The following is a 23,686-nucleotide window of genomic DNA, read 5'->3' on the forward strand; positions in this document are numbered from 1 at the left end:
CCGTCAGTCGCCGCTCAAACATGCTTCTGGTAGAACAGCGAAATCGCAATATAGATAATATAGAGCAGGCCATTCCCCCCCAGCGCCCAGATTTTCAGCTGCTTGCGGGTCGCATTCAGCCAGAGCCAGAAGGCGGCTATCAGGGTAATGATCACCCCCAGCAGCACCTCGGAACGCGGCTCCCACGGCGTCAGCATAATCCCCAGGGAAGGCAAGATGGTGCCCTGAAAGACCATCGCGCCAGTGATATTGCCCAGCGCCAGAGTATCCTTATTTTTTCTGATCCACAGTACGCTGTTGATCTTCTCTGGCAGCTCGGTGGCGATCGGGATGATGATCAGCGAAAGCAGCAGCGCAGAAATTCCCAGCAGGCCGGAAGCATCCTGCACGCCGTCAATAAACCAGAAAGCCCCGCCGACCAGTATGCCCGTGCCGATAAATACCTGCAGCAAAATAGTCAGCAGATTAACCGGCAGGCCGACCCTGTTCAGCAACAGCTGGCTGCCCGCTTCGGTTACCTCACCCGTCTGCACCAGCTGCTTTGAAGCATGCACGGTTAAAATCACATAGATAACATAAAGGCCGATCAGTGACCCACTGATGGTTGCCCGCAACATTGTGTTGGAATGCGGGATAAACATGGTGGTGGCCGCAATGATAAAGGCCAGTAAGAAGAAGCGGGTATCCCGGCGGAAACCGCGCGGTTCTGGCCGGATATCGCCGTTCAGTCCCCGGCTTCCCACCACCGCCAGCGCCATGATAAACACCGATAAGGTGGAGAGCATCAGCGGCGCGCCGAGTATCGCTCCAACGCCAATCTCTTCGTTGTGGGCTGAAACCGCCGTGCCGGAAGCAATGGCGATGATCGGCACAATCGTTTCCGGCAGCGCAGTGCCGACAGCCGCAAACAACGAACCGGTGACTCCTTCAGAAATCTTCAGTTTCTGCCCTAAATGCTCCAGCGCATTGGTGAAAATCTCAGCGGCCACCACGATGATCAATAAGGAAACGACCAGCTGAAAAATTGAAAACGCCATAAAAAAAACACCGCTAATTTTATTGTTCTTCAAATCGAGGCGGCGATTCTGCCACAAAAGCAGAATTTAAAAAACCTTATTTTTCAGCAATATACAACCTTGGCTAACAATCTAAGCCTCGGCTATATTAACCTGCGGGATCCCAGCCGTGGTAAACTCCCTGCCGGTTTACCCCTGTGGGTCGTTTTTCTTTTCCGGAGTCAGCATGTCGTCCCTTACTTATCTGCAAGGCTATCCCGAATCCCTGCTGGCCCAGGTACGCACGCTGATCGAACAGCAGCGGCTGGGGGAAGTGCTGCAAAAGCGCTACCCCGACAGCCACAACATCACCAGCGATAAAGCGCTGTACGACTACGCGCTGGATCTGAAGAACCAGTCACTGCGTAACGCGCCGCAACTGAATAAAGTCTTTTACGACAATAAAATCAAAGTGATGAAGCATGCGCTTGGGCTGCATACTGCCATTTCGCGCGTGCAGGGCGGCAAGCTGAAGGCCAGGGCGGAGATCCGCGTGGCCACCATTTTTAAACAGGCACCCGAGGCGTTTTTGCGGATGATCGTGGTGCACGAGTTGGCCCACATCAAAGAGAAGGATCACAACAAAGCCTTCTATCAGCTTTGTTGCCATATGGAGCCGCAGTACCACCAGCTGGAGTTTGATACCCGGCTGTGGCTGACGGCGAGGGATCTGGAAAACAACGTTACTGCTGACTGAAAGTCCCGGAAATAAACAATGCTACTGCTGACTAAATGGGCCAGAAAGAATCAACGCTACCGCTGACTGAAAGGCCCCGGTGCAACAGAATCGCGCAGCACCAGGCTGGCGGAAAAATCGGTGCGCGGCTTCAGTTCACCGCCGTCAAGCATGGCAACCAGCCGGTCGATGGTTTCTTTCATCATCTCAGTTAACGGCACTTTCATCGTGGTCAGTGAAGGCTGGGTAAACGGGGCCAGCGCGATATCATCAAAACCAATCAGCGAGACCTGCTCCGGCACCCGCACGCCCTGTTCCGCCAGCGCTTTCAGCGCGCCAACGGCCATGTCATCATTGCTGGCGACCAGCGCACTGAATGGCGTTCCGCCTGCCAGCAGCTTTGTGGCAGCTTCCATCCCGCTTTGCGCCGTCCATTTACCGTTAACGATCAGCTCTTCTCGCAGCGGAATACCGTGTTTCGCTAACGACGTTTTATAACCTGACAGGCGCTCCACCCCGGTGGGTGAATCCAGCGAACCGGTGATAAAGGCGATATCGCGGTGGCCCTGTTCCAGCAGATAATCGACAGCCAGCTGACCAGATCCTTTCTGATCGCTGTAAATGCAGTAACTCTGGTTCGCCCGCAGCTGCCGGTTGATCACCATAATCGGCTGCTTATGTCGGGCGATGATCTCGTCCATTTCAGCAATGGTCAGAAAACGGGGGTAGATAATGATCCCATCACAGCGGAGATCCAGCAGGAAGTCGATCGCTGCCCGCTCCTCTTCCGCGCTGTGTTTGCCGTCGGCAAGGATCAGCTGGCGACCATGCTGCTCCATCATTCTGGCGGAGTGGACGAGGATTTCGCTAAAGTAATTGCCGCTGTATAGCGTGTTGGTGACCACCAGGCCGAGGGTTTGCGTGGATTTAGTGGCAAGGTTACGGGCCAGCAGATTCGGCCGGTAGCCCGTATCCTGTATGGCGCTGAATACCCGCGCTTTAGTCTCTTCACTGACGTAGCCGTTGCCTGACAACACCCGGGAGACGGTCGCCTTGGAGACGCCCGCTTTCTTTGCCACCTCAAGTATAGTTGTCATGCTTTTCATCTCTTCATCACGATAGCTGCCAGCAGTCTACTCAACTCCCTCATTATTGGAAGTATTTTTGCCCTCCCGCCCGACCAGCCCGCGTGCCTTTTCCAGCGATCACGATCACAAAATGAAAACGTAATATTTTTATTTCTTGTATTGATAGAGGAGTCTAAACATTATTTTGTGAAACCGGTTTCCTACAATGCGATCCGACAGGATCTTAACTGTGCGCACTCGGGCGAAAAGCAGCTGTTGAGCTTTCGCCGGATACAAATTAATTCATTGATAAATAACGAGCACATACCGGTATACCTCTGCCTACAGCCTCCGGAGACACAAAAAATGGCAAAAGATTATGCCCAGGTTTCTCAGCATATCGTCAGCGCGCTGGGCGGTCTTGATAATATCGAAGCCGTCACCCACTGCATGACCCGACTGCGCTTTGTGGTCAGGGATCGCCAGAAAGTCGACCACCCCAGGCTGAAAGCCATTGACGGCGTGATGGGCGTGGTGAATACCGATACCCAGTGCCAGGTGATTATCGGTAACAACGTCGGCAAAGCTTATCAGGAGGTGCTGAACCTCGGCTCGCCAGGCGGATCGGCCGCTCAACCTGCCGGTAAACGTAAAATAACGCTGAAGAGTATCGGGAGCGGGATCCTTGATGCGCTGATCGGCACTATGTCACCGCTGATCCCGGCAATTATCGGCGGATCAATGGTTAAGCTGCTGGCGATGATCCTCGATATGGCTGGCGTGTTTGAGAAGGGATCGACCACGCTGGTGCTGCTGAATGTAATCGGTGACGGGGCCTTCTTCTTCCTGCCGGTGATGGTCGCGGCCTCTGCCGCACTGAAGTTTAAAACCAATTTATCGCTGGCAATCGCCATTGCCGGGGTACTGGTCCACCCCAATTTTATCGATCTGATGGCTAAAGCCGCTCAGGGTCAGCCCGTCTCATTCACCTTCATCCCCGTCACCGCAGTGAAATACACCTATACGGTGATCCCGGCGCTGTGTATGACCTGGATCCTGTCGTATATCGAAAAATGGGTCGATCGCATCACCCCGGCGGTGACGAAAAACTTCCTGAAACCGATGCTGATCGTGCTGATTGCCGCGCCGATCGCCATTGTCTTTATCGGCCCGGCGGGGATCTGGATCGGCAGCGGGATCTCCACCGTGGTGTACACCGTTCACGGCTATCTGGGCTGGCTGTCGGTGGCGATTATGGGCGCTATCTGGCCGCTGCTGGTGGTCACCGGGATGCACCGCGTCTTTACGCCAACCATCATTCAGACCATCGCAGAAACCGGCAAAGAGGGCATGGTGATGCCCTCGGAGATCGGGGCAAACCTGTCACTGGGCGGCTCTTCGCTGGCGGTGGCCTATCGCACCAAAAACCGCGAGCTGCGTCAGACCGCGCTGGCGGCAGCGGCTTCCGCCATTGTTGCCGGGATCTCTGAACCCGCGCTTTACGGCGTTGCGGTTCGCCTTAAACGCCCGCTGATTGCCAGCGTGATCAGCGGCTTTATCTGCGGTGCCATTGCCGGGATCGGCGGACTGGCCAGCCACTCGATGGCCTCGCCAGGGCTGTTTACCAGCGTGCAGTTCTTCGATCCGTCCAACCCGATGACCGTGGCCTGGGTGGTGGGAGTGATGATCCTCGCCGTGGTGCTCTCATTTATTCTGACGTTGATCCTCGGTTTTGAAGACATTCCGGAGGATGAACCGGCGCAGAACAGCACTGAGGTTGAGCCACGCAATACGGCCAGCGCAAGCCGACCTGTTACTGAACATATGAAAGGGGTTACTGATGTCTGATTCGCCATTTCCGCAGGGATTTTTATGGGGCGGTGCACTGGCCGCCAACCAGTCGGAAGGGGGTTACCTGGAGGGTGGCAAAGGGCTGACCACCGTCGATATGCTGCCGCATGGCGAACACCGTATGCCGGTCAAGCTCGGGCTGGAGAAACGCTTCACCCTGCGTGACGATGAGTTTTACCCCAGCCATCAGGCAATCGACTTTTACCATCACTACAAAGAGGATATCGCGCTGATGGCGGAGATGGGCTTCACCGTCTTCCGCACCTCCATCGCCTGGAGCCGACTCTATCCTCAGGGTGACGAGCAGACCCCCAATGAACAGGGGATCGCATTTTATCGGGATGTCTTCAGGGAATGCCGTAAGCATGGCATCGAGCCGCTGGTCACACTGTGCCATTTTGACGTGCCGATGCATCTGGTAACCGAATATGGCTCATGGCGTAACCGCAGGATGGTGGAGTTCTTCACCCGCTATGCACGCACCTGCTTTGAGGCCTTCGACGGGCTGGTGAAATACTGGCTGACCTTTAATGAGATCAATATCCTGCTTGCCAGCCCGTTTTCCGGCGCGGGGCTGGTCTTTGAAGAGGGAGAAAATCGCGATCAGGTGAAGTATCAGGCCACCCATCATGAGCTGATTGCCAGTGCGTTGGCGACCCGCATTGCTCATCAGGTCAATCCTGAGAACCAGGTTGGCTGCATGCTGGCCGGGGGCAATTTCTATCCGTGGTCGTGCAAGCCGGAAGATGTCTGGGCGGCGTTAGAGAAGGATCGGGAAAACCTGTTCTTTATTGATGTGCAGGCCCGCGGCGCTTATCCCTCTTATTCAGCCCGCGTGTTTCGTGAGAAAGGCGTCAGCATTGTTATGGAGCCGGGCGACACGGAGATCCTGAAAAATACGGTGGATTTTGTCTCCTTCAGCTACTACGCCTCACGCTGTGCTTCGGCAGAAATGAACGAGCACAACAGCAGCGCCGCCAACGTGGTGAAATCACTGTCTAACCCGCACGTGCAGCGCAGCGACTGGGGATGGGGAATCGATCCTCTGGGATTACGCATCACCATGAACATGATGTACGACCGCTATCAGAAGCCGCTGTTCCTCGTGGAAAACGGTCTGGGCGCGAAGGATGAATTCAACGAAAACGGCGAGATTAAAGACGATTACCGCATCAGCTATCTGCGGGAACATATCCGCGCGATGGGCGAGGCGATTGAGGATGGTATCCCGGTAATGGGCTACACCAGCTGGGGCTGCATTGACCTGGTGGCGGCTTCAACCGGAGAGATGAGCAAACGCTACGGCTTTGTCTACGTTGACCGCGATGACCAGGGCAACGGCACGCTGGCCCGCACGCGGAAAAAGTCGTTCTGGTGGTATAAAAAAGTAATTGCCAGCAACGGGCGGGATCTCGACTAAATCCAGGTTTGCTCTGGCCTGACTGGCCGGAGCACATTACCTGCTGACGCCAGATGCCTGCAGAGCCGTTGATGCCTCTCTATCGCACCAATCCGGCCAATCCGGCGCTGCCTGCCAGCCTCTGGCTGGCCTCTTCAACCTCTGCGGGAATATCAAGATGCTCGATAAAGCCCATTCCCGCCGGGCCGTAGCCGTTTTCATCATCCCGCAGGCGCTTAACTTCACCTAAGATCATCGAAACGTAGCGATCCAGCTGCCATAATCCTTCCTGCGTATCCGCTCCGGCAATAACACATTTCCCCTGCCGCAGAATAAGGTAAGGCACAAACACCGGCCAACTGATAAATGTGGCATTCACGCCCCGCCGGGCCCAGGCAGTGCGGAAGGTGGCCGTGGTTCTGCGCTGCATTAACGGATCCTGCACCAGCAAAATACGCTCCGGCACTGCGCCATTGTTTTGCAGGAAGGTCAGGCTGAAGTCAGCATTCTCGCCACAGTTACGTGACTGATTTTCAATAAAAAGGCGCTCACGGGGAACGTCGAACCCCTGCTCTGCCGCATCGGCCAGCATCTCTGCTTCGCTGCCTGCCGTGGTAGTGACATGGGCATAGCGTGAAGCCGAGGCCAGCGCATGCTTCAGCAGCCCGGTCGAATGCCCCACCCCGCCGCTGAACAACACGGGCAGGCTGGTGGCAGCCAGTAAATCGAATGCACCGGTGATATTCGGCAGGATCGCGTGGCCCGCCAGGATCATTATCTCTGCGTTGACCACCGGAGTGCGCCTGCCACTGTCGATCTGCTGTTCGCCAGCGTTCAGATCGTCTTCTGCCAGCCAGCGGGCAACAGTATTAAGGTCGTGGATATTTTGCTGAGACAGGTTCATAACAAAGCCTTTTCCCGGAAACAGGTGATAAATTTCAGCCACCCGCCGAGAATATCAGCTCGCCAGGGCAACCGGAAGCGAGGCTCCCCGCTTCCGGAATGCACCTGGGTTTACATGGAGGAGATCAGCCCGCCATCAACCCGGATCACCGAGCCAGTGATATAGCTGGCGGGAACACCTGCGAGGAAGGCCGCCGTCGCACCATACTCTTCAGGCTCGCCGTAGCGGCCAGCGGGGATAGTTTTGCGGCTCTTTTCTGCCACTTCTTCCGCCGTGCTGTTCTCGCGTCCGGCCTTGATCGCATCAAGCTGGCTGACGCGGGCAGTGGCGATGCGGCCCGGCACCATGACATTCACCGTCACGCCATCAGCAGCAACTTCGCTGGCCAGGGTTTTAGACCAGCCCAGCAGGCTCATGCGTAACGCATTAGATAAAGCCAGGTTAGCAATCGGGGCAACCACGCCGGAAGAGGTAGTGGTAATGATGCGCCCCCAGCCCTGCTTACGCATGGCGGGCAGCACTTTATCCGTCAGTTGGATCAGCGAGGCCACCATAAGGTTGAACTGCTGTTGCCACACAGCGGCATCAGTGCCCTGTGCCTGGGCTGGCGGTGGACCACCGGAGTTATTCACCAGAATATCAACATCGCCCCAGTGCTGACGGATCTCCTCCAGCATCCCGTCAAAATTCTCTGGCGCGGCCAGATCCAGCGTCCAGGCACGAGCGGTTCCGCCCTGCTCAGTAATGGCAGCAATGGTTTCCGCCAGTTTCTCCGCATTTCGGCCGCATACCGCCACCCTGACGCCTTCCTTTGCCAGAGACTGAGCAATCGCCCGCCCTAACCCACTTCCCGCCCCACATACCAGCGCCACTCGCTGCTGTATTTGCAAATCCATAAAGCCTCCTGATTGTATTTTCAGGATCGTAATGTGCAAAAATGATGCCGGTTATCACCGGGCGGCTTTTAAATTTACCTGGTCGCAGGCGGATTGCAGATGTTGTCTCATCAATTCGGCAGCCAGTTCCGCTTTGTTATCCCGCAGCGCATCGATGATCGCCACGTGCTCCTCGCACCAGGCCTTAACCCGTCGCTTGTTGTGGTAGCTGCCAAACTCCATCAGCCGCCGCAGCCGGTTTTGCTGCTGGATGGCCTGCAGAACAAACAGATTGCCACTGGCTTCCGCCAGCAGTTCGTGGAAGGATGCATCCGTCTCGAAGATTTCTCTGGCGGGTACCTGGGTAATGTCGGGATGGGTAATCAGCCGCAGATGCTGCGCACGCAGGCGCTTCAGCAGTTGGCGATCCACCCTGAGGTGCGGCGTCAGCAGCGCGGCCGGTTCAATCATCAGGCGAAAACCGTAGCTGTTGCGCAGCGCCACTTCTGAGTTCAGCGTCTGCTGAAAACGCCAGCCGTGCCCGGCATTGCGGGCAATCAGGCCATCCTCCGACAGCTTCACCAGCGTGCGGGCCAGCACGCCGCGGTCAACCTCATAGCGCTGGCCGATCCCGGTCTGGGTGAACGATTCCGGCAGCGCTCCCGCAATGCGATCCCGCACCAGTAATTCATACAGAGTCTGGTCGGTGCTTTTCGGTTGCTCAATTTCGATCTGTTGCAGCGCATCCGCACTTTTTAACAGAAAAAACCCCTGATTAGGCCGGGCTTCCACCGCGCCCAGTCGGGTTAATTCCTTCAGCCCGGCACGCACCGGCGTGCGCGAAACACCCAGCGCGTCGGCCAGATGTTGTTCACGTAAATGATGACCTGGATCGAATCTTGCTTCATAAATCAGGTCAAGGATTTGCCGGGCTATCCGGAGACTGCTCGCGGTAGAGTCAGACTGCATGGGGAAGGTTTCCTGAAATGCATTATTGTGGTCTGAAGATACAATAACACAGCCGCCAGGCTGCTGCGAAACAAAGCAGGAATTGCACGATAACCGTGCAGAGTGCATCAAAAAGAGGCATTTTTTTTGCAACCAGGATTGTATTTGTTGATTCACAAAATTCAATTTAAATCTTCTCCAGGAGACGAGTATGACCAGCACCTCTTTAATGTTACGTGGCCTCAGTGGCCTGATGTTAGCCGGGCTGTTGCTGCCAGCAGTCAGCCAGGCCGCCCCCGAAAGCGTTACCTCAGGCAAGCTGACCTATGGCACTGCCGCCACCTTTATGCCGTTTGAATTTATGAAGAACGGCAAGCTCACCGGCTTTGATATTGATTTGATCACCGCCCTGAGCAAGGAGATCAAACTGGAACCGGCACCGATGTCGATGGAGTTCAAAGGCCTGATCCCCGCTCTGCAGGGCAAGCGCCTGGACATCATCAACTCTGCGATGTACGTGAACCCGACGCGCGCCACTCAGGTGGATTTTGTGCCCTACCTGAAAATTGGCAGCCGCGTGGTGGTAGCGAAAGGCAATCCGGCGAAGATCACCGGTCGTGATTTATCCCTGTGCGGCAAAAACATCGCCGTCACCTTGGGTGGCATCGAAGAGAGCCAGGCACGCGCAGATAACAAAAATTGCGTGGCGGCCAGCAAAGCAGAGATCAACGTGATGACCTTCCCGGCGGCGACCGATTCAGCCGTGGCCGTGGCGCAGGGGCGCGCGGATGCCGAGTTCCTCTCAACCCCTGGCACAGTCGCGCTATTCAGCGAAAAACCAGGCCTGTTTGAAGCCGTGGGAGAGGAGTTTGAAGCCGACACCCACATTGCCTTTGCCGTGCGAAAAGGCGATGAAGAAACCAAATCCCAGCTGGAAAAAGGCCTGCAAAGTCTGGTGAAAAACGGCACCTATAAGCAACTGATTGAGAAGTGGAATTTCCCGGATTCCGTGGCCATTTATTAATCCGTACCAGTCTTAACCGGAGAACGTTATGTCGATCGAATTAATGTGGCAGTACTTCCTTTCACCCGAATTTCTCCAGGGTGCCTGGATGACACTGTTAATCACCCTCTGCTCACTGTTGTGTGGCGTGGTGATGGGTCTGGTACTGGCCCTGCTGCAGGAGGCCCCGTTCCGCGCAGGAAAAGGGCTGGCATTTGTCTATCTGTGGCTGTTTCGCGGCACGCCAGTGCTGTTCCAAATCATCTTTGTCTACAACGTGCTGCCTGGCTTCGGCATACGCTTCTCCGCGTTTACCTGTGCAGTGCTGGCGCTCTCGTTGAACGAGGGCGCCTATATGGCTGAGATTTTACGTTCCGGCCTGCAGGCAGTGAAAAGCGGCCAGCGCACAGCGGGTATGGCGCTGGGTATGACCAGCCCGCAAATCATGCGCAAGGTCGTGCTGCCGCAGGCTGCCCGCATCGTCCTGCCGCCGATGGGAAACCAGATGATCAGCATGCTGAAGTCGAGCGCGCTGGTGTCGGTCATCGCAGTGCAGGAGCTGCTGCTGGTGGCAAACCAGACTGCCAGTGCCAGCTTCCGCTACTTTGAAGCCCTGTGCGCCGCAGGCATCTATTACCTGCTGCTGACCACCCTGTTTATGATTTTCCAGTCCTGGCTGGAGAGCGTGCTGGATCCTAAACAGCGTCGCCAGAAAGGCCTGAAAGCCCGCGCACGCCAGATGAAATTACCCAAGCCAGCGAGGGAAACCCCATGAGCCAGGATAAAAAACCTTTGCTGGAAATGATCGGCATCGACAAAGCCTTTGATCGCCAGCCGGTGCTGAAGAACTGCTCTTTAAACATCAACCGGGGTGAGACGGTGGTGCTGATTGGGCCATCCGGCTCCGGCAAATCCACCCTGCTGCGGTGCGTCAATATGCTCTCCCCGGCGGACAGCGGCGATATCTTTTTCGCCAGCCAGAACGTCAGCCGGGGCGAGGTTCCACCTCATCAGCTGCGCCAGCGCATCGGCATGGTGTTCCAGAACTACGAGCTGTTTTCACACCTCACCGCGGCGGAAAACATCATGCTGGCACCGATGACGGTGCTGGGGGTTAACCGCATTGAGGCGCGCAAACAGGCTGAAGCCCTGCTGGCAAAAGTCCGCATTCACGACAAAGCCGACCACTTCCCTGACGAGCTGTCCGGCGGCCAGCAGCAGCGCGTGGCGATTGCACGGGCACTGGCGATGAAACCGGAGCTGATGCTTTATGACGAGCCAACTTCTGCGCTCGATCCGGAGATGATCCGTGAAGTGGTTGAAGTGATGGCAGAGCTGAGCGCCGAAGGGATGACCAGTATGGTGGTGACCCATGAGATGGGCTTCGCCCGCCGGGCCGCCAACCACATTCTGTTTATGGAAGAGGGCGAAATCCTTGAACGGGCCACCGCCCAGGACTTTTTCTCTGGCCAGGTCAGCGAGCGGGCAAAGCGCTTCCTCGACCAGATTTTACATTAACAGCGGAGTTTGTATGACAACTTATCAGGTTAACAGCGTGCGCATGAAGCAGGATCTGACCGCGCTGGTCGCCATCAATACGGAGAACCCACCAGGCCAGGAGCGTGAAGCCGCCGAATGCGTGGCGGGCTGGCTGCGGGCTGCCGGTTTTGACCTCTCCTTCAGCGAATACGCGCCGGGACGCACCAACGTCATTGCCGTGCTGAAAAACGGTGCCGGACCGTGCTTTGCCTTTAACACCCATCTGGACACGGTGCCGGCCGGTGAAGGCTGGTCCAGCGATCCCTTTACCCTGACCGAACGCGAAGGCCGTTTGTACGGTCGCGGCTCCTGCGATGCCAAAGGCCCGCTGGTGGCAATGGTCGAGGCACTCCGCCTGCTGGCTGAGCATCGCCAGCACTGGTCCGGCACGCTGATGGGCGTTTTCACCGCCGATGAGGAAGTCGCCAGCGAAGGTGCGAAGTTCTATGCCACCGACGCGCCGCCCGCCATCGATTTTGCGGTGATTGGTGAACCGACGTCCAACGCCACATTCTCTGCCCACAAAGGCAGCCTGCGCCCGCGCGTGCGGGTTAAAGGCGTTACCGCGCACTCCGGCACGCCGGAGCTGGGAATCAATGCCATTTATCAGTCGGCCAGGCTGTTGGGGCTGATTGAAGAAGCTCACCAACAGCAGGTGCGCTGCCGCTGCCATGCGCTGGTCGGCAACGCCAGTCTGACCGTCACCCGCATCCACGGCGGCCATGCGGATAACGTGGTGCCGGACAGCTGCGAACTGCTGCTGGATCGCCGCATGGTGCCTGGCGAGGACGAGGCCGAAGTGAAAGCGGAGCTGCAACAGCTGCTGGATCACGCCCGTCAGAATGCCGGTGTCGAGGCGGAAATCATTGCCTGGCAGCCTACCACCGGTGGTGCCACCGAAACCGACAGCAATGAAGCGATTGTACGCCACAGCCTGGAAGCCTGCCGTCGTCATGGTCAGTCAGAGCCAGGTCCGTTTGGTTTTCAGGGCGGTTGCGATCTGGTGCACTTCCGCGCGCTTGGGGCCAAAGGCGTGGTGATCGGGCCTGGCACGCTGGCGGTGGCGCATAAGCCGGATGAATTTGTGCCGATCGAAGAGTTTATCGCCGCAGCGCATATCTATCTGGATATCGCGCTGGCTCTGCTGCTGCCGGAGTCCGCATCGTGAAAGCGCAGCTGTGGCGGGGTGACCTGCACTATGCCGGTGTGACACTGCATACGGCAAGCTCCGGCGCGGTTCACGCGCTGGATTCGCTGTGGCTGCGCCTCGAATCTCAGGGCGTTCATGGTATCGGTGAAGTGCGGCTGAATATTCAGTATCTGCACGGCTACAGCGAAGCGCAGGTGCTGAGCAACCTGATGCAGATGCTGACGCATTGGAACTGGCACCGCGATGCGCAGGCGCTGCTGGAGGCGATCCATGCGCCGGACAGCCCATTGCTGGCCCCTTCGCGCATGCTGATAGATATGGCCCTGCACGATCTGTTGGCCCGCGAGAAAGGCGAAAGCGTGGCGGCAAATCTGGGAGCACCACACAGCCTGCCCGCTTACACCACCAACCAGACGCTGTTCTGGGGCAGCGAAACGCAGATGCTGGCGCAGGCGCGTTCCTATGTGGCGCGCGGCTTCAACCAGCTGAAATTGCGTACCGGCATCGCCGATTTTGCCACCGACCTGGCTCGCCTCTGGGCGCTGCGTGAAACTTTCGGCGAAACCGTCTCGCTGGCGATTGACGTTAACGGCCAGTGGTCACTGGCCGATGCTCAGCGGGCTTTTCCACAGCTTCGCGAGCTGGCACTGAGCTATATCGAGCAGCCGCTTGCTCCGGCTGAGGATGCGCAGCTGGCAGAGCTGGCGGGTTATGGCATTCCGATCATGCTGGATGAAAGCCTTAACAGCGAAGCCGCCATCGAACGACTGGCCGCCGCCGGAGGCACCTTATGGGGCCATCTGAAACTGGTGAAGCTGGGAGGCATCACACCAACGCTGGCGGCAGCTCGTCGCCTGCAGGAGGCTGATGTCCCCTTTATGATCGGCCAGATGAATGAAGGCCACGCGGCTACCGCAGCGGCGCTGCAACTCTGCCGCGTACTGCAACCCGCCTTTGCCGAACTGTATGGCGCTGATGGCCTGACCGACGACCCGGTCAGTGGCCTGCGCTACCACAATGGCCAGATAAACGTGATTGATTCTCCCGGCCTGGGCGTGCATTTCGATGCCGCGCGCGCCACCTTCCTTCAGGAGTTTAGTGATGCAACAAATTAATGTGATTCAGGGCAGTGAGTCCGCCTTCAGCGCGGAGGAGTATGCACAGCGTATCCATCGCACCCGTGAGCGCCTGAGCGCAGCGGGCGTGGACGTGATGATTGTCACCGGACCGGAAAACATCTTCTGGCTGACCGGCCAGCAGACGCCGGGCTACTACACCTTCCAGGCCCTGCTGCTGCCGGTTGAAGGCGAGCCGGTGTTTGTGATCCGCCAGCTGGAATACTTCAACTTTATCGCCAACACCTTTATCTCCGACGCCGCCATTTATCAGGACGGCGACAACCCGGTCGATTTTCTGGTCGGCATGCTGCAACAGCGCAACTGGCTCAACAAGCGTATCGGGCTGGACAAGCGCGGCTGGTTCCTGCCAGTGGCCGTGTATGAAGCGCTGCAGAGCAAGCTAGGCACCATTGCCAATACCGCTGGCGTGATTGAACCCCTGCGTGCGGTGAAATCTGCGGCAGAAGTAGAGAAAATCGCTACCGCCGCCCGCTATGTGGATGCCGGGATGCTCGCCGGGATAGCCGCCATCCGCAGCGGCGCTGACGAGAACGCGCTGGTGTCCGCCATGATGGGGGCTGCCATTGCTGCCGGTTCAGAATACGTCGGCATGGAACCGCTGGTCTCCACCGGCCCGCGCAGCGGCGTGCCGCACGGCACCTGGCGTCGTCGCGTGATGCAGGATAACGATCCGGTATTCCTGGAGATGGCTGCCGCTCACGATCGCTACCATGCCGCACTGATGCGTTCTGCCTGGCTTGGCCGCCCGCCAGCCATCGCGCTGGAGATGGAGAAAGTCTGTCAGGAAGCCTTGCAGGCTGCGCTGGACGCCATCCGTCCCGGTGCCACCTGCGAAGCGCCGCACCTTGCCTGCCAGCAGGTTATCGATCGCGCCGGTTTCACCGACAATTTCAAGAAGCGCACCGGGTATTCCATCGGGGTGTCCTTTGCACCGGACTGGGGCGAAGGCGGCATTCTCAGCCTGTACAGCGGCGTGACCACCGAGCTGCAACCGGGCATGACTTTCCATATCCCACCCGCCCTGCGCATCTACGGTGAATTTACCGTTGGCGTCAGTGAAACCGTGGTGGTCACTGAAACCGGTTATCGCCAGCTTGGCACCCTTAACCGCCCATTAACTTTGCTGTAAGGAATAAAAATGAAAGACATTAACGAATGCCGTGACCGCCTGCGTGGCATTTTCAATATCACCGTGACCCCTTTTGATGCTCAGGGTGACATCGACTTCGCTGCGCTGCGTGAAAACATTGAGCGCGTGATCGGCCTGGGCTATGACGGCATCCTGATTGGCGGCACCTACGGTGAGTTTCCGGTGATGTCGCTGGCCGAGCGCCGCGAGCTGTTCAGCGAAGTGATGGACTGCGTGCAGGATCGCATCCCGGTGATGCTGTGCAGCGCCAGCTCCGATCCGCGTGAAACCCGTGAATTGACCGCTCTGGCGGGCGATCTGGGCGGCCTGCCAATGGTCACTGCCCCTTACGTCAGCGAGATCACCGAAGGGCAGATTCTGGCTTACTTCCGCGAGATGGCCCCGCTGTCAAAAACCGGCATTCTGGTTTACAACGCGCCGGGCATTGGCATCACGCTGTCGCCTGCCCTGCTGGAACAACTGGCAGAAGTGCCGGGCGTGGTGGGCATTAAACAGGGCGACCTGAATCCGACCGCTATCGATCAGATTGCCAATCGCCTGCGCGGCAAGCTGCGCCTGTTCTGCGCCTCGGATCTGGCATTTTTAGGCCCGATGATGGCGGGCTTCGATGGCATCAGCACCACCAACAGCGGTGCGCTGCCCGAGCTGGTGCTGGCCACCTTCCGCGCGGTGGAGAAAGGCGATGCCACTACCGCCCGCGACCTGCATCAGCTGTGGTACGACTATCGCGCGCTGGCCCGTCAGCATGGCCAGCCGCAGCTGGTGAAAGCGGCAATGGCACTGCGTGGTTTTAAGGGTGGCACCGTGCGTGCTCCGCTGAAACCCGTTTCGGCTGAAGCACTGGCCGCGCTGACCAGCGTGATGAAACAACTGGCCAGCGATACCCGTACCGGCGTCACGCTGGCGGATTAAGCGCCGCCAGCAGAAAAGCGGTAAACAGCGGATGAGGAGCCCCGGCGCGTGACAACAGCTCCGGGTGCCCCTGTACACCGTGCCAGAACGGCAAAGTGGGCAGGGAAATTCCCTCAACGATATCGCCGGTCTTTGCACTGATTTTCACTCCGCTGGCGGCCAGTTGCGGCAGCAGAGAAGGGTTGAAGCGGTAACGGTGGTTGTAGTGCATCTCCGGCATCGCAGCGGGTAATCCGCTGAAAGTGAAGGGCAACACGCCGCAGCGATGGCGGGCATCTTCAAAGGCAATAAAACTGTGCAGCGCGGCATCCGGGGCTACTTCAGCCGGGATCGCCTGCTCAAAACCTTTGCTTTGCCGGACCGCCGCCGTCGACATGCTTTGCATGCCGAGACAGAGTCCCAGCGTGGGCAGCGTGCGGCTGAAGGTAGCCTCAGCAACCCGGATCTGCCCAGCCACTGCCGCCATTGATGCACCGCCCGGCAGCACCACGCCGTGCAGGCTGTTCAGTTCATGCAGGTCTGCGGAAAGGCTGGCTGGCGGGAGGAAATGCACTTCCGCGCGCAGGTTCAGGGCTGTTGCCGCATCACCGAGAGCAGCCAGCGTAGCGGGATAAACCTGACGGTGGTCGTTTTCACGGCCAATCAGGCCAATGCGCAACAGGGTACCCGCGCTTTGCGGATGGAATGTGGACCAGCGGCCATAGTCGTCAGCCACAAGCTGCAGCAGCGTCTGGTTGTCATCCCGAAGTTCCAGCCGGTCGTGCCGGGTCAGGCTGTGCAGACGACTTCCCGGCAACATGGCAATGCGCTGCATCTGTGAGGCCGACAGCACTACCACCGCGTCCTGGGTGGGGAGTTGAGTGGGATCGGTGACCTCCTGCAGCAGGGTATCGCTACGGCACAGGCCGCTGGTCACGCAGTAGCCCGCACGGATAACGTGCTGATGACTGTCGTGAAAATCCCGGTCAAAGTCAGGCCGCAGGCTCCACAGCGGCAGCCCTAGCTGACTGGCCCACAGGCTGGCGGTGACGCCAAAACGGGCCGGGACGGGTGAATCATCAAGAATGAAGATCGGTGACATTACGCATTTCCTGCTGACGTTGGGCAGACAATTGTATAAGTTGAATCATCAGATACAAAAGAGGTTTTATGAATATCAGTCAGACAGCCCGACGTATGCAGCGGGTGCGGCCTTCGCCAACGGCAACCATCTCTGACCAGGTCCGGGCGCTTGAAGCGGCGGGAACCGCAGTGATCAATTTAGGCGAAGGAGAACTGGATTTCTCCACCCCGGCCAGCATCAGCTATGCGGGTATTGAAGCGATTGTGCAGCACCAGACCAAATACACCGCCGTTTCCGGCACCGCCGCACTGAAAGCCGCGATTGCAGCCAAGTTTGCCCGCGATAATCACCTGCACTTTCAGCCGGATGAAATCATCGCCGGAAGCGGTGCCAAGCAGCTGATTTTTAACGCCCTGCTGGCAACCGTTGATCCAGGACAGCAGGTAATTATTCCGGCTCCGTACTGGGTTTCCTATCCTGATATGGTGACGCTGGCAGAAGGCGAGCCGGTGATCGTGGCATGTGAGGAACAGCACGACTGGAAGCTGCAGCCGGATCGACTGGCCGCAGCCCTGACGCCGGAAACGCGCTGGCTGATCCTTAATTCGCCAGGTAACCCCACCGGAGCAATTTACACCGCCGCAGAACTGCAGGCGCTGGCAGATGTCCTGGCCGATCATCCGCAGGTGTTAATTATGGCGGACGACATCTATGAGCCGCTGCGCTATGACCAGGCACCGTTTGCCACCTTCGCCGAAGTTGCCCCGCAGCTGGCAGAGCGGACGCTGACCGTTAATGGCGTCTCGAAGAGCCACGCGATGACAGGCTGGCGACTGGGCTACGCGGCCGGACCGGGCTGGCTGATTGCGGCGATGCAAATTCTGCAGTCACAAAGCACCTCCAATCCCAGCAGCATCGCTCAGGCCGCAGCCGTTGCTGCCCTCAGCCAGCCAGCGGACTTCCTGACCGGCTGGATCAAAAAGCTGGACTGCCGCCGCAGGCGCGTGTTGAAGATGATCGAAGAAACGGACGGGCTGAGCGCCAACGTCCCGCAGGGGGCCTTCTATGTGTTCGCCAACTGCCAGGGACTGATTGGGCGGAAAACCCCGACGGGTGAGCGCCTTGAGGATGATCGGGCCGTTGCCAGCTGGATCCTGACCGAAGCCAGTGTGGCGGTCCTGCACGGCTCAGCTTTTGGCACTCCTGGTTATTTACGCCTGGCTTATGCCGTGGACGACGCCCTGCTGGAAGCCGCCTGCCAGAAGATTCAGGCCGCCTGCGCTCAGTTAAAATAACCGCAGAACTGAGACAGGAAAAAAAGAAGCATAGTAATTTCCTATGCTTCTTTTTTAAGCCAATTGTCCGCTCACTTTCAGCCGAAATTGTCCGCTGCTAATTGCTTGTTTTCCGGTCACAAAGCGGCAAATGTCACGTCAATCACCCTATCAAAACCCACTGATTTAAAAGCACTTTCCTCCAACCACACCGTATTGACAGCATTGTCATGCCAATCAATTATCCCCTTAACTTCAGGCAACACGGGATGGGTGATATGCAGTGGAATCAGCAGGCGCTGGTCGCCGGTTCGCAACCTCTGTGGTGGCAGATAGCCGAAAGGCTGCGCCGGGAGATCGAATTTGGCGGTTTTAAGCAGGGCGATATTCTGCCTTCGGAAGCCACGCTCAATCAGGTCTTTGGTGTCAGCCGCACCACCGCCCGCACCGCGCTCGATAAGCTGGAGCAGGAAGGGCTGATCAGCCGTCGTGCTGGTAAAGGCTCTGTGGTGCTGCCGCCGCAGGTGATCCAGCCGCTCAGCCAGATGTCGAGCTTTGCGGAAGATATGCGCCGCCGGGGCTTTACGGCCAGCTACAAAACCCTCAGCGCCCGGATGGTGATACCACCTGCCGAGGCCGCAGCCGCGCTGGGTCTGAGCAGAGATGAAAAAGCCTTTGCCATCTCGCGCCTGCTCAACGCCGACGGACAGCCCATGGCGCTCTCTTACAGCTGGCTGAGGCCGGGTTTGTTCGACCTGCATGCGCCCCCCGCCAGCGACAAACTGGACCGCGAATCACTGTATGTCTGGCTTGAGCAGCACTGCGACTGCCGGATCACCGGCGCTCAGGAAACGATCGGTGCCGCGCTGGTGACCTCTGAGCTGGCCCGCCGCCTGAAAGTTGCCAAAGGCTCGGCCACACTGGTCGCCCGCCGCCTCAGCCACGATCAGGCACAGTTGCCCGTGGAGTACGCGGTGGTGCATTACCGCGCCGACCGCTACGCCTTCGCCATCGACCTGGTGCGCACATAATGGCGGGCGGCAAAGCGTTATTCGTCGGCGACATCAGCCTGGATACCACCCTGCAGCTGGGCTACATCCCGCAGCCCGATGAGAAGCTGCACGTAAAAATTGATAACGAATCGGCTGGCGGGGTGATCAGCAATGCCGCCCTCGCCTGCCGTATGGCCGAAGGAAACGCGGTGCTGGCAATTGAAACCGGCGACGATCTGTTTGCTGATTCACTGCTCGCCTCGCTGGCGCAATCCGGCATCGAGATCGTCAGCCGCAAAATGCCGGGGCGCACCTGCCGGGCCATTGTGCTGCTGGAACCCCACGGGGAAAAGCGCCTGCTGCTGGAGCCTGGCGTCTCACTCTACCCTTCTCTCGCCTGGGTTCAGTCACTCTCTTTGCAGGGCATCGACTGGGTGCATACCGCCGTGTATGGCGAAGGTGCCTGGCATCTGATCGGAGAGGCGCGCCAGGCTGGATGCCGGTGGTCGCTGGATCTTGAACCCGCCACCTTCAGCGACGGTCTGGAACCGCTCCACCCTCTGCTGGACGGTGCAGAAACTGTGTTCTGCAATCAGCGCTCGCTGCTGCAGCTTGGTGACAATCCTGTCCAGCGCCTGCTCGACCTGGGCGTAAAAAGCGTGGTTTCCACCCTCGGACCACGCGGAGCCAGCTACACCTCCGCCACCGAAACCATCGAGGCCCGCTCTCCGCTGACGCCGGAGATCGTCGACACCACCGGCGCGGGAGACTGCCTGGCTGGCTGGTTTATCGGGCGCATCCAGGCCGGCGATCCCGTTGCCGCCGCGCTCGGTGAAGCCGTTTTCGCCGCCACAATCAGCTGTGGCCGGGCTGGTGCGCAGCCTTCTTATCCCACACGGAAGCAACTTGCCGAATTTCGCCAGGCCAGCCTGCGCTGACCCTTAATAACCCGCATTTCAGAGAGAGAGACTATGGCCGGACCACAAGTACTGCCGCAGAAGAGTAACGCCCTGGAGACGCTGTTTCAGGTAAAAAAACCGGTAATCGGCGTGATCCATCTTCTGCCGCTGCCCGGCGCGCCGCGCTATAACGGCCAGCCAATGAGAGAGGTTTACGACGCCGCCGTGGCCGATGCTCTGACCCTGTCACGGGGTGGCGTGGACGGCATTATCATCGAGAACGCCAGTGACCTGCCGTTCGCCCGCCCGGAACATATCGGTCCGGAAACGGTGGCCGCCCTGACCGCCGCCTGCCTGGCCGTGCGCAACGCCGTGGATACGCCGATTGGCATTACCTGCGTGGCTAATGGTGCTATTCCCGCCCTCGCCATTGCCAAAGCGGTTGGCGCTCGCTGGGTGCGCGTCAACCAGTGGGCCAACGCTTATATCGCCAATGAAGGCTTTATCAATGGTCCGGCCCCGGAAGCGATGCGCTACCGCTCCATGATTGATGCCCGCGATGTCGCCATTTTCGCCGACGTTCATGTCAAATTCGGCGCTCATGCCATTACCGCCGATCGCAGTATTCCGGAGCAGGCCACCGATGCCGAATGGTTCGATGCGGATGTGCTGATCGCCACCGGTACACGAACCGGCAACCCCACCAGCACCAGTGAAGTGGATGAAGTGCGCAACGGTACCAATCTGCCGGTGATCGTCGGGTCCGGTCTGTCGCCTTCACAGGTTCCAAAGCTGTTCGCCACCGCCGATGGCGCGATTATCGGCCAGTGGCTGAAACAGGACGGCCAGTGGTGGAAGCCGGTCGATCCCAAACGGGTGGAGGAGCTGATGACTGCGGTAATGAAAGTGCGGGAGGGGCTATGACGCTTCTGACCGGTGAAACCGAAGTCTTCAGCTCGCAACCGCTGGCATCTTCGCGCTGCGTGGTGGCTTTCCTGGCCAGGCGCCAGGCCGATACGTTGTACAGCCAGCAGGATTATCAGCAGCTTATCGCGCTGCTGGCTCAGCTCTCTGAAGAAGGCTGGCTGCTCTCCTTCCGCGCGATGTTCACGCCGGAATCTGCCGCCACCCCGATGGCGATGGACAGCGGTTTCGCCCATCCCTGGGACATCAGCGGAGCATTTGAAGCCCCGACGTTGAGCGCGGCCATCGCAGGGACGATACGGCTTGAAGAGGCTGGCTGGGCAAAATTGTTCACCACCGAATGGCTGATTGGCCCGCGCGAGTTCGCCACGGTCAACGGCAGCGGGCCGGACCTCCCACGCGACTGGGGCTTTATGGCCTTCTGGGAGTGGAACGACGCCTGGTGCGAAGCCTCCGCTGAACAGCGCGTGGAATACGATGCCGAGTGCGATGTGGCTTTCAAAGGTGATCTGGCGCTGAACGTCAATATTGCCGGTCGCCATCGTCTGGACTGGGCGCACAACTGGCATCACCTGGGGATCTGGGAAATTGCCGCGCCGGAAGTCTCCGACCGGGCCATTACCGGCCATGAAGACGCGGCGGACTTTATGTTCACCACCTCCCGACACGTGATCGGTCGCCTGCGTCCGCTGAGCGAACTGCTGTTACCTGCCCCCTATTGAGGACTGATTTATGACGGAAAGTATCTGGATCCACTACGCCCGCCCGCGCCCACACTGGTACCGATTAACAGCACAGGAGCAACAGGAAAAACGTGCCCGCTGGGCCACACTGGCACAACAGGCCAGCACAGAAGGGGCGACCTTTGTCGGCCAGTACCACGTGCGCGGCCAGCATGATTTCGAAACCGTTGAGATCTGGCAGTTCGCCAGCCCGGAAGCGGCTTTTGCTTACTGGGCCAGCCTGACCGCCGCCGCCTATAACGAGTGGTTTGCCTTTTCCAACAATGTCGGCATGGCGCTGGAGAAACAGGCCTATGAGCACGCCAGTTCTTGAAGCAACCGGTATCAGCCGCCACTTCGGCGGGGTCAGGGCACTGGAAGAGGTGAGTTTTCGCGTCTATCCGGGAGAAATTTGCGCCCTGATTGGTGATAACGGCGCGGGCAAATCCACTCTGACCCGTATCCTCTCCGGCGCAGATCGTCCGGACAGCGGCAGCCTGAAGATTGACGGGCAGCCGGTGGTGTTTGACTCGCCGGGCAGTGCCCAGCAGTACGGCATCTCCACGGTGTATCAGGATCTGGCGCTGGCTCCGGAACTGACGCCGGTGGATAACCTGTTCCTTGGGCGTGAAGAGCTGAGGAGCGGGCTGGCGGGCAAACTGGGCATGCTGAACCGTGCGTCGATGAGGCGCAAAGCAGTCGATCAATTTGCCAGGCTCGGGGTGAATCTGCGCTCGCTGTCGGTGCCTGTTTCCACCCTTTCCGGCGGTCAGCGTCAGTCGGTGGCGATTGCCAGGGCGGCGATGTGGGCAGGCCGGGTGATTTTTATGGATGAGCCGACCGCAGCACTTGGCGTGGTACAAACCGATCGGGTGCTGCAGCTAATCCGTCAGGTACGGGAGACCGGCATCGCGGTAGTCCTGATCAGCCATAACATGCCGCAGGTGCTGGAGATTGCCGACCGGGTTGAAGTGCTGCGGCTGGGCAAAAGCGTCGCCCGGATGCCCACCAGCGGCCTGCGCGTTGACGACCTTGTTTCACTGATGACCAGCGGCACCTGCAGCCCGGTTGGGGAGGAAGCATGAACAAAACAGTGCTGAGCCAGTCGCTGAACGGGCCTCAGAAAATTCAGGGCAAAAAAGAGCTGCTGGCACGTCTGATCGGCGGCGGCTGGATTTTTATTCTGCTGCTTCTGCTTATTGCCACCTTCAGCTTTTTACGACCGGAACAGTTTGGCTCGGCTTATAACCTCTCGCAGCTGACCATCAACGCCGCGATCCTGCTGGTACTCTCCGTCGGCCAGACCTGGGTGATTATCGCCGCCGGGATCGACCTTTCCGTCGGTGCCGTGCTGGTCTTCTCCTCGGTGGTTTCAGCACAAGTGATGCTGGCAATGACCGGTGCTTCAGGTACGACCTTTGGCACCACCGATGCGGGCTGGGGAGTGATTGCCGCCGGATCGCTGGTTGCCGTTATCGCCGGGACATTGTGGGGCGCAGTGAATGGATTCCTGGTCGCCGTGGCACGGATCCCCGCGCTGATCGTCACGCTGGGAACATTTGGTATGGCGCTCGGTCTGGCGCAAATTTTTTCCGGCGGTGTGGACGTCCGGGCCATGCCGGAAAAGCTGGTCGACAGCCTGGGCAGCGGCGATGTGGCCGGAATTCCCTCGCTGGTGGTGGTGGCGATCGTGGTGGTGGCCGTGGCAGCCTTTATCCTGCATCTGACCCGCTTCGGCCTGCATACCTTCGCACTGGGGTCGAACATGGAAGCCCTGCGCCGCGCCGGGATCAACGTGCGCATCCGGCTAATCGGCATCTATATGATCTCTGGCGCGCTGGCTGGCGTGGCAGCAGTAATGTCCAACGCCCGCTTCTCTACCACCACCATCTCCGGCCACGCTATGGATAACCTCTCCACCATCTCAGCGGTGGTGCTGGGCGGTACCAGCCTGTTCGGCGGCATCGGCAGCGTGGCGGGCACGGTGATCGGCGTGTTTATTCCCATCATCCTGCTGAATGGTTTTGTCATCCTCGGCATTCCGCCGTTCTGGCAGACCGTGGCGATGGGCGCGGTACTGATCCTCGCCGTGTGGATCGATCAGTTAAAACGTAAAGCAAGAGAACGCAGTTAGCACTCACCTT

24 protein-coding genes are annotated in these 23,686 nt (G+C 58.7%); 18 read left to right on the plus strand and 6 right to left on the minus strand.

Features of this window, described 5'->3' with window-relative positions:
- Window positions 1-14: 14 nt before the first annotated feature.
- Window positions 15-1,037, minus strand: coding sequence for a sodium:calcium antiporter (locus AC3Y5R_RS13625; protein WP_489921797.1), 1,023 nt, complete (start codon window positions 1,035-1,037; stop codon window positions 15-17).
- Between the two features lie 205 nt (window positions 1,038-1,242).
- Here AC3Y5R_RS13625 and AC3Y5R_RS13630 point away from each other — a divergent pair, with 205 nt between their 5' ends.
- Window positions 1,243-1,752: a M48 metallopeptidase family protein gene (locus tag AC3Y5R_RS13630; RefSeq protein ID WP_489921798.1), complete on the plus strand. Its 510-nt coding sequence runs from the start codon at window positions 1,243-1,245 to the stop codon at window positions 1,750-1,752.
- A gap of 56 nt (window positions 1,753-1,808) precedes the next feature.
- On the opposite strand, the gene AC3Y5R_RS13635 is transcribed toward AC3Y5R_RS13630, so the two are convergent.
- Entirely contained in the window at window positions 1,809-2,828 is a 1,020-nt protein-coding gene (locus AC3Y5R_RS13635; protein WP_489921799.1) for a LacI family DNA-binding transcriptional regulator, read from the minus strand.
- A gap of 336 nt (window positions 2,829-3,164) precedes the next feature.
- Here AC3Y5R_RS13635 and ascF point away from each other — a divergent pair, with 336 nt between their 5' ends.
- Together ascF and AC3Y5R_RS13645 are read left to right on the plus strand one after the other, a co-directional pair.
- On the plus strand, window positions 3,165-4,646 hold the full coding sequence (gene ascF, locus AC3Y5R_RS13640; RefSeq protein ID WP_489921800.1) for a PTS cellobiose/arbutin/salicin transporter subunit IIBC: 1,482 nt from the start codon (window positions 3,165-3,167) through the stop codon (window positions 4,644-4,646).
- The gene (locus AC3Y5R_RS13645; RefSeq protein ID WP_489921801.1) at window positions 4,639-6,069 is read left to right on the plus strand and encodes a 6-phospho-beta-glucosidase; all 1,431 of its coding nucleotides are present in this window, start codon (window positions 4,639-4,641) and stop codon (window positions 6,067-6,069) included. The genes ascF and AC3Y5R_RS13645 overlap by 8 nt, the downstream gene beginning before the upstream one ends.
- A 79-nt stretch (window positions 6,070-6,148) precedes the next feature.
- Here the strand turns inward: AC3Y5R_RS13645 and AC3Y5R_RS13650 are convergent, their stop codons facing one another.
- From AC3Y5R_RS13650 to AC3Y5R_RS13660, 3 genes are all read right to left on the minus strand, one after another.
- Window positions 6,149-6,952 carry a YdcF family protein gene (locus AC3Y5R_RS13650; protein WP_489921802.1) on the minus strand — a complete coding sequence of 268 codons (804 nt, stop codon included), beginning with the start codon at window positions 6,950-6,952 and terminating at the stop codon, window positions 6,149-6,151.
- Between the two features lie 110 nt (window positions 6,953-7,062).
- The gene (locus AC3Y5R_RS13655; RefSeq protein WP_489921803.1) at window positions 7,063-7,848 is read right to left on the minus strand and encodes an SDR family oxidoreductase; all 786 of its coding nucleotides are present in this window, start codon (window positions 7,846-7,848) and stop codon (window positions 7,063-7,065) included.
- Window positions 7,849-7,902: 54 nt separating this feature from the next.
- On the minus strand, window positions 7,903-8,796 hold the full coding sequence (locus AC3Y5R_RS13660) for a GntR family transcriptional regulator (protein ID WP_489921804.1): 894 nt from the start codon (window positions 8,794-8,796) through the stop codon (window positions 7,903-7,905).
- 190 nt (window positions 8,797-8,986) lie between these two features.
- On the opposite strand from AC3Y5R_RS13660, the gene AC3Y5R_RS13665 reads away from it, so the two are divergent.
- Genes AC3Y5R_RS13665 through AC3Y5R_RS13695 form a run of 7 tightly spaced genes read left to right on the plus strand, consistent with a single transcriptional unit; the run spans window position 8,987 to window position 15,668 of the window.
- Window positions 8,987-9,799, plus strand: a complete 813-nt coding sequence (locus AC3Y5R_RS13665; RefSeq protein WP_489921805.1) for an ABC transporter substrate-binding protein — start codon at window positions 8,987-8,989, stop codon at window positions 9,797-9,799.
- Between the two features lie 28 nt (window positions 9,800-9,827).
- On the plus strand, window positions 9,828-10,553 hold the full coding sequence (locus AC3Y5R_RS13670; protein WP_158780383.1) for an amino acid ABC transporter permease: 726 nt from the start codon (window positions 9,828-9,830) through the stop codon (window positions 10,551-10,553).
- Window positions 10,550-11,296: an amino acid ABC transporter ATP-binding protein gene (locus tag AC3Y5R_RS13675; protein WP_489921806.1), complete on the plus strand. Its 747-nt coding sequence runs from the start codon at window positions 10,550-10,552 to the stop codon at window positions 11,294-11,296. Before AC3Y5R_RS13670 ends, AC3Y5R_RS13675 begins: the two co-directional genes overlap by 4 nt.
- A gap of 13 nt (window positions 11,297-11,309) precedes the next feature.
- Window positions 11,310-12,485, plus strand: a complete 1,176-nt coding sequence (locus AC3Y5R_RS13680; protein ID WP_489921807.1) for a M20 family metallopeptidase — start codon at window positions 11,310-11,312, stop codon at window positions 12,483-12,485.
- A complete protein-coding gene (locus tag AC3Y5R_RS13685) occupies window positions 12,482-13,582 on the plus strand; it encodes a mandelate racemase/muconate lactonizing enzyme family protein (RefSeq protein WP_489921808.1) in 1,101 nt (366 codons plus the stop codon). Before AC3Y5R_RS13680 ends, AC3Y5R_RS13685 begins: the two co-directional genes overlap by 4 nt.
- Window positions 13,569-14,735: a M24 family metallopeptidase gene (locus AC3Y5R_RS13690; protein WP_489921809.1), complete on the plus strand. Its 1,167-nt coding sequence runs from the start codon at window positions 13,569-13,571 to the stop codon at window positions 14,733-14,735. The genes AC3Y5R_RS13685 and AC3Y5R_RS13690 overlap by 14 nt, the downstream gene beginning before the upstream one ends.
- Window positions 14,736-14,744: 9 nt before the next feature.
- The gene (locus AC3Y5R_RS13695; RefSeq protein ID WP_489921810.1) at window positions 14,745-15,668 is read left to right on the plus strand and encodes a dihydrodipicolinate synthase family protein; all 924 of its coding nucleotides are present in this window, start codon (window positions 14,745-14,747) and stop codon (window positions 15,666-15,668) included.
- Here the strand turns inward: AC3Y5R_RS13695 and AC3Y5R_RS13700 are convergent.
- On the minus strand, window positions 15,652-16,749 hold the full coding sequence (locus AC3Y5R_RS13700; RefSeq protein ID WP_489921811.1) for a glutamine amidotransferase-related protein: 1,098 nt from the start codon (window positions 16,747-16,749) through the stop codon (window positions 15,652-15,654). The two genes, AC3Y5R_RS13695 and AC3Y5R_RS13700, sit on opposite strands and share 17 nt — an antisense overlap.
- A gap of 68 nt (window positions 16,750-16,817) precedes the next feature.
- Between AC3Y5R_RS13700 and AC3Y5R_RS13705 the strand changes: the two genes are divergently transcribed.
- The 8 genes from AC3Y5R_RS13705 (at window position 16,818) to AC3Y5R_RS13740 (ending at window position 23,676) form a co-directional block, all read left to right on the plus strand.
- Window positions 16,818-18,026, plus strand: a complete 1,209-nt coding sequence (locus AC3Y5R_RS13705) for a pyridoxal phosphate-dependent aminotransferase (RefSeq protein ID WP_489921812.1) — start codon at window positions 16,818-16,820, stop codon at window positions 18,024-18,026.
- A 257-nt stretch (window positions 18,027-18,283) separates the two neighbouring features.
- Window positions 18,284-19,036 (plus strand): GntR family transcriptional regulator, encoded by a 753-nt coding sequence (locus AC3Y5R_RS13710; protein WP_489921813.1) that lies wholly within the window; start codon window positions 18,284-18,286, stop codon window positions 19,034-19,036.
- The gene (locus AC3Y5R_RS13715) at window positions 19,036-19,935 is read left to right on the plus strand and encodes a carbohydrate kinase family protein (protein WP_489921814.1); all 900 of its coding nucleotides are present in this window, start codon (window positions 19,036-19,038) and stop codon (window positions 19,933-19,935) included. The genes AC3Y5R_RS13710 and AC3Y5R_RS13715 overlap by 1 nt, the downstream gene beginning before the upstream one ends.
- 33 nt (window positions 19,936-19,968) lie before the next feature.
- Window positions 19,969-20,820, plus strand: a complete 852-nt coding sequence (locus AC3Y5R_RS13720) for a BtpA/SgcQ family protein (RefSeq protein WP_489921815.1) — start codon at window positions 19,969-19,971, stop codon at window positions 20,818-20,820.
- Complete coding sequence (locus tag AC3Y5R_RS13725) at window positions 20,817-21,542, plus strand: hypothetical protein (protein ID WP_489921816.1); 726 nt, start codon at window positions 20,817-20,819, stop codon at window positions 21,540-21,542. Before AC3Y5R_RS13720 ends, AC3Y5R_RS13725 begins: the two co-directional genes overlap by 4 nt.
- 10 nt (window positions 21,543-21,552) lie before the next feature.
- Window positions 21,553-21,876, plus strand: a complete 324-nt coding sequence (locus AC3Y5R_RS13730; RefSeq protein ID WP_158780395.1) for a hypothetical protein — start codon at window positions 21,553-21,555, stop codon at window positions 21,874-21,876.
- Window positions 21,857-22,627, plus strand: coding sequence for an ATP-binding cassette domain-containing protein (locus tag AC3Y5R_RS13735; protein ID WP_489921817.1), 771 nt, complete (start codon window positions 21,857-21,859; stop codon window positions 22,625-22,627). Before AC3Y5R_RS13730 ends, AC3Y5R_RS13735 begins: the two co-directional genes overlap by 20 nt.
- Window positions 22,624-23,676, plus strand: coding sequence for an ABC transporter permease (locus AC3Y5R_RS13740; protein ID WP_489921818.1), 1,053 nt, complete (start codon window positions 22,624-22,626; stop codon window positions 23,674-23,676). The genes AC3Y5R_RS13735 and AC3Y5R_RS13740 overlap by 4 nt, the downstream gene beginning before the upstream one ends.
- The last annotated feature ends 10 nt before the right edge of the window (window positions 23,677-23,686 follow it).

This window comes from Erwinia sp. 009765445, from assembly GCF_058137865.1.

Bases quoted from the DNA above. Each gene is read 5' to 3' on its own strand.
- AC3Y5R_RS13700 (WP_489921811.1), bottom strand. From the start codon at position 16,749: ATGTCACCGATCTTCATTCTTGATGATTCACCCGTCCCGGCCCGTTTT.
- AC3Y5R_RS13695 (WP_489921810.1), top strand. From the start codon at position 14,745: ATGAAAGACATTAACGAATGCCGTGACCGCCTGCGTGGCATTTTCAAT.
- AC3Y5R_RS13715 (WP_489921814.1), top strand. From the start codon at position 19,036: ATGGCGGGCGGCAAAGCGTTATTCGTCGGCGACATCAGCCTGGATACC.
- AC3Y5R_RS13660 (WP_489921804.1), bottom strand. From the start codon at position 8,796: ATGCAGTCTGACTCTACCGCGAGCAGTCTCCGGATAGCCCGGCAAATC.
- AC3Y5R_RS13680 (WP_489921807.1), top strand. From the start codon at position 11,310: ATGACAACTTATCAGGTTAACAGCGTGCGCATGAAGCAGGATCTGACC.
- AC3Y5R_RS13730 (WP_158780395.1), top strand. From the start codon at position 21,553: ATGACGGAAAGTATCTGGATCCACTACGCCCGCCCGCGCCCACACTGG.
- AC3Y5R_RS13735 (WP_489921817.1), top strand. From the start codon at position 21,857: ATGAGCACGCCAGTTCTTGAAGCAACCGGTATCAGCCGCCACTTCGGC.
- AC3Y5R_RS13655 (WP_489921803.1), bottom strand. From the start codon at position 7,848: ATGGATTTGCAAATACAGCAGCGAGTGGCGCTGGTATGTGGGGCGGGA.
- AC3Y5R_RS13650 (WP_489921802.1), bottom strand. From the start codon at position 6,952: ATGAACCTGTCTCAGCAAAATATCCACGACCTTAATACTGTTGCCCGC.
- AC3Y5R_RS13740 (WP_489921818.1), top strand. From the start codon at position 22,624: ATGAACAAAACAGTGCTGAGCCAGTCGCTGAACGGGCCTCAGAAAATT.
- ascF (WP_489921800.1), top strand. From the start codon at position 3,165: ATGGCAAAAGATTATGCCCAGGTTTCTCAGCATATCGTCAGCGCGCTG.
- AC3Y5R_RS13675 (WP_489921806.1), top strand. From the start codon at position 10,550: ATGAGCCAGGATAAAAAACCTTTGCTGGAAATGATCGGCATCGACAAA.
- AC3Y5R_RS13645 (WP_489921801.1), top strand. From the start codon at position 4,639: ATGTCTGATTCGCCATTTCCGCAGGGATTTTTATGGGGCGGTGCACTG.
- AC3Y5R_RS13725 (WP_489921816.1), top strand. From the start codon at position 20,817: ATGACGCTTCTGACCGGTGAAACCGAAGTCTTCAGCTCGCAACCGCTG.
- AC3Y5R_RS13665 (WP_489921805.1), top strand. From the start codon at position 8,987: ATGACCAGCACCTCTTTAATGTTACGTGGCCTCAGTGGCCTGATGTTA.
- AC3Y5R_RS13670 (WP_158780383.1), top strand. From the start codon at position 9,828: ATGTCGATCGAATTAATGTGGCAGTACTTCCTTTCACCCGAATTTCTC.
- AC3Y5R_RS13710 (WP_489921813.1), top strand. From the start codon at position 18,284: ATGCAGTGGAATCAGCAGGCGCTGGTCGCCGGTTCGCAACCTCTGTGG.
- AC3Y5R_RS13720 (WP_489921815.1), top strand. From the start codon at position 19,969: ATGGCCGGACCACAAGTACTGCCGCAGAAGAGTAACGCCCTGGAGACG.
- AC3Y5R_RS13705 (WP_489921812.1), top strand. From the start codon at position 16,818: ATGAATATCAGTCAGACAGCCCGACGTATGCAGCGGGTGCGGCCTTCG.
- AC3Y5R_RS13630 (WP_489921798.1), top strand. From the start codon at position 1,243: ATGTCGTCCCTTACTTATCTGCAAGGCTATCCCGAATCCCTGCTGGCC.
- AC3Y5R_RS13625 (WP_489921797.1), bottom strand. From the start codon at position 1,037: ATGGCGTTTTCAATTTTTCAGCTGGTCGTTTCCTTATTGATCATCGTG.
- AC3Y5R_RS13635 (WP_489921799.1), bottom strand. From the start codon at position 2,828: ATGACAACTATACTTGAGGTGGCAAAGAAAGCGGGCGTCTCCAAGGCG.
- AC3Y5R_RS13690 (WP_489921809.1), top strand. From the start codon at position 13,569: ATGCAACAAATTAATGTGATTCAGGGCAGTGAGTCCGCCTTCAGCGCG.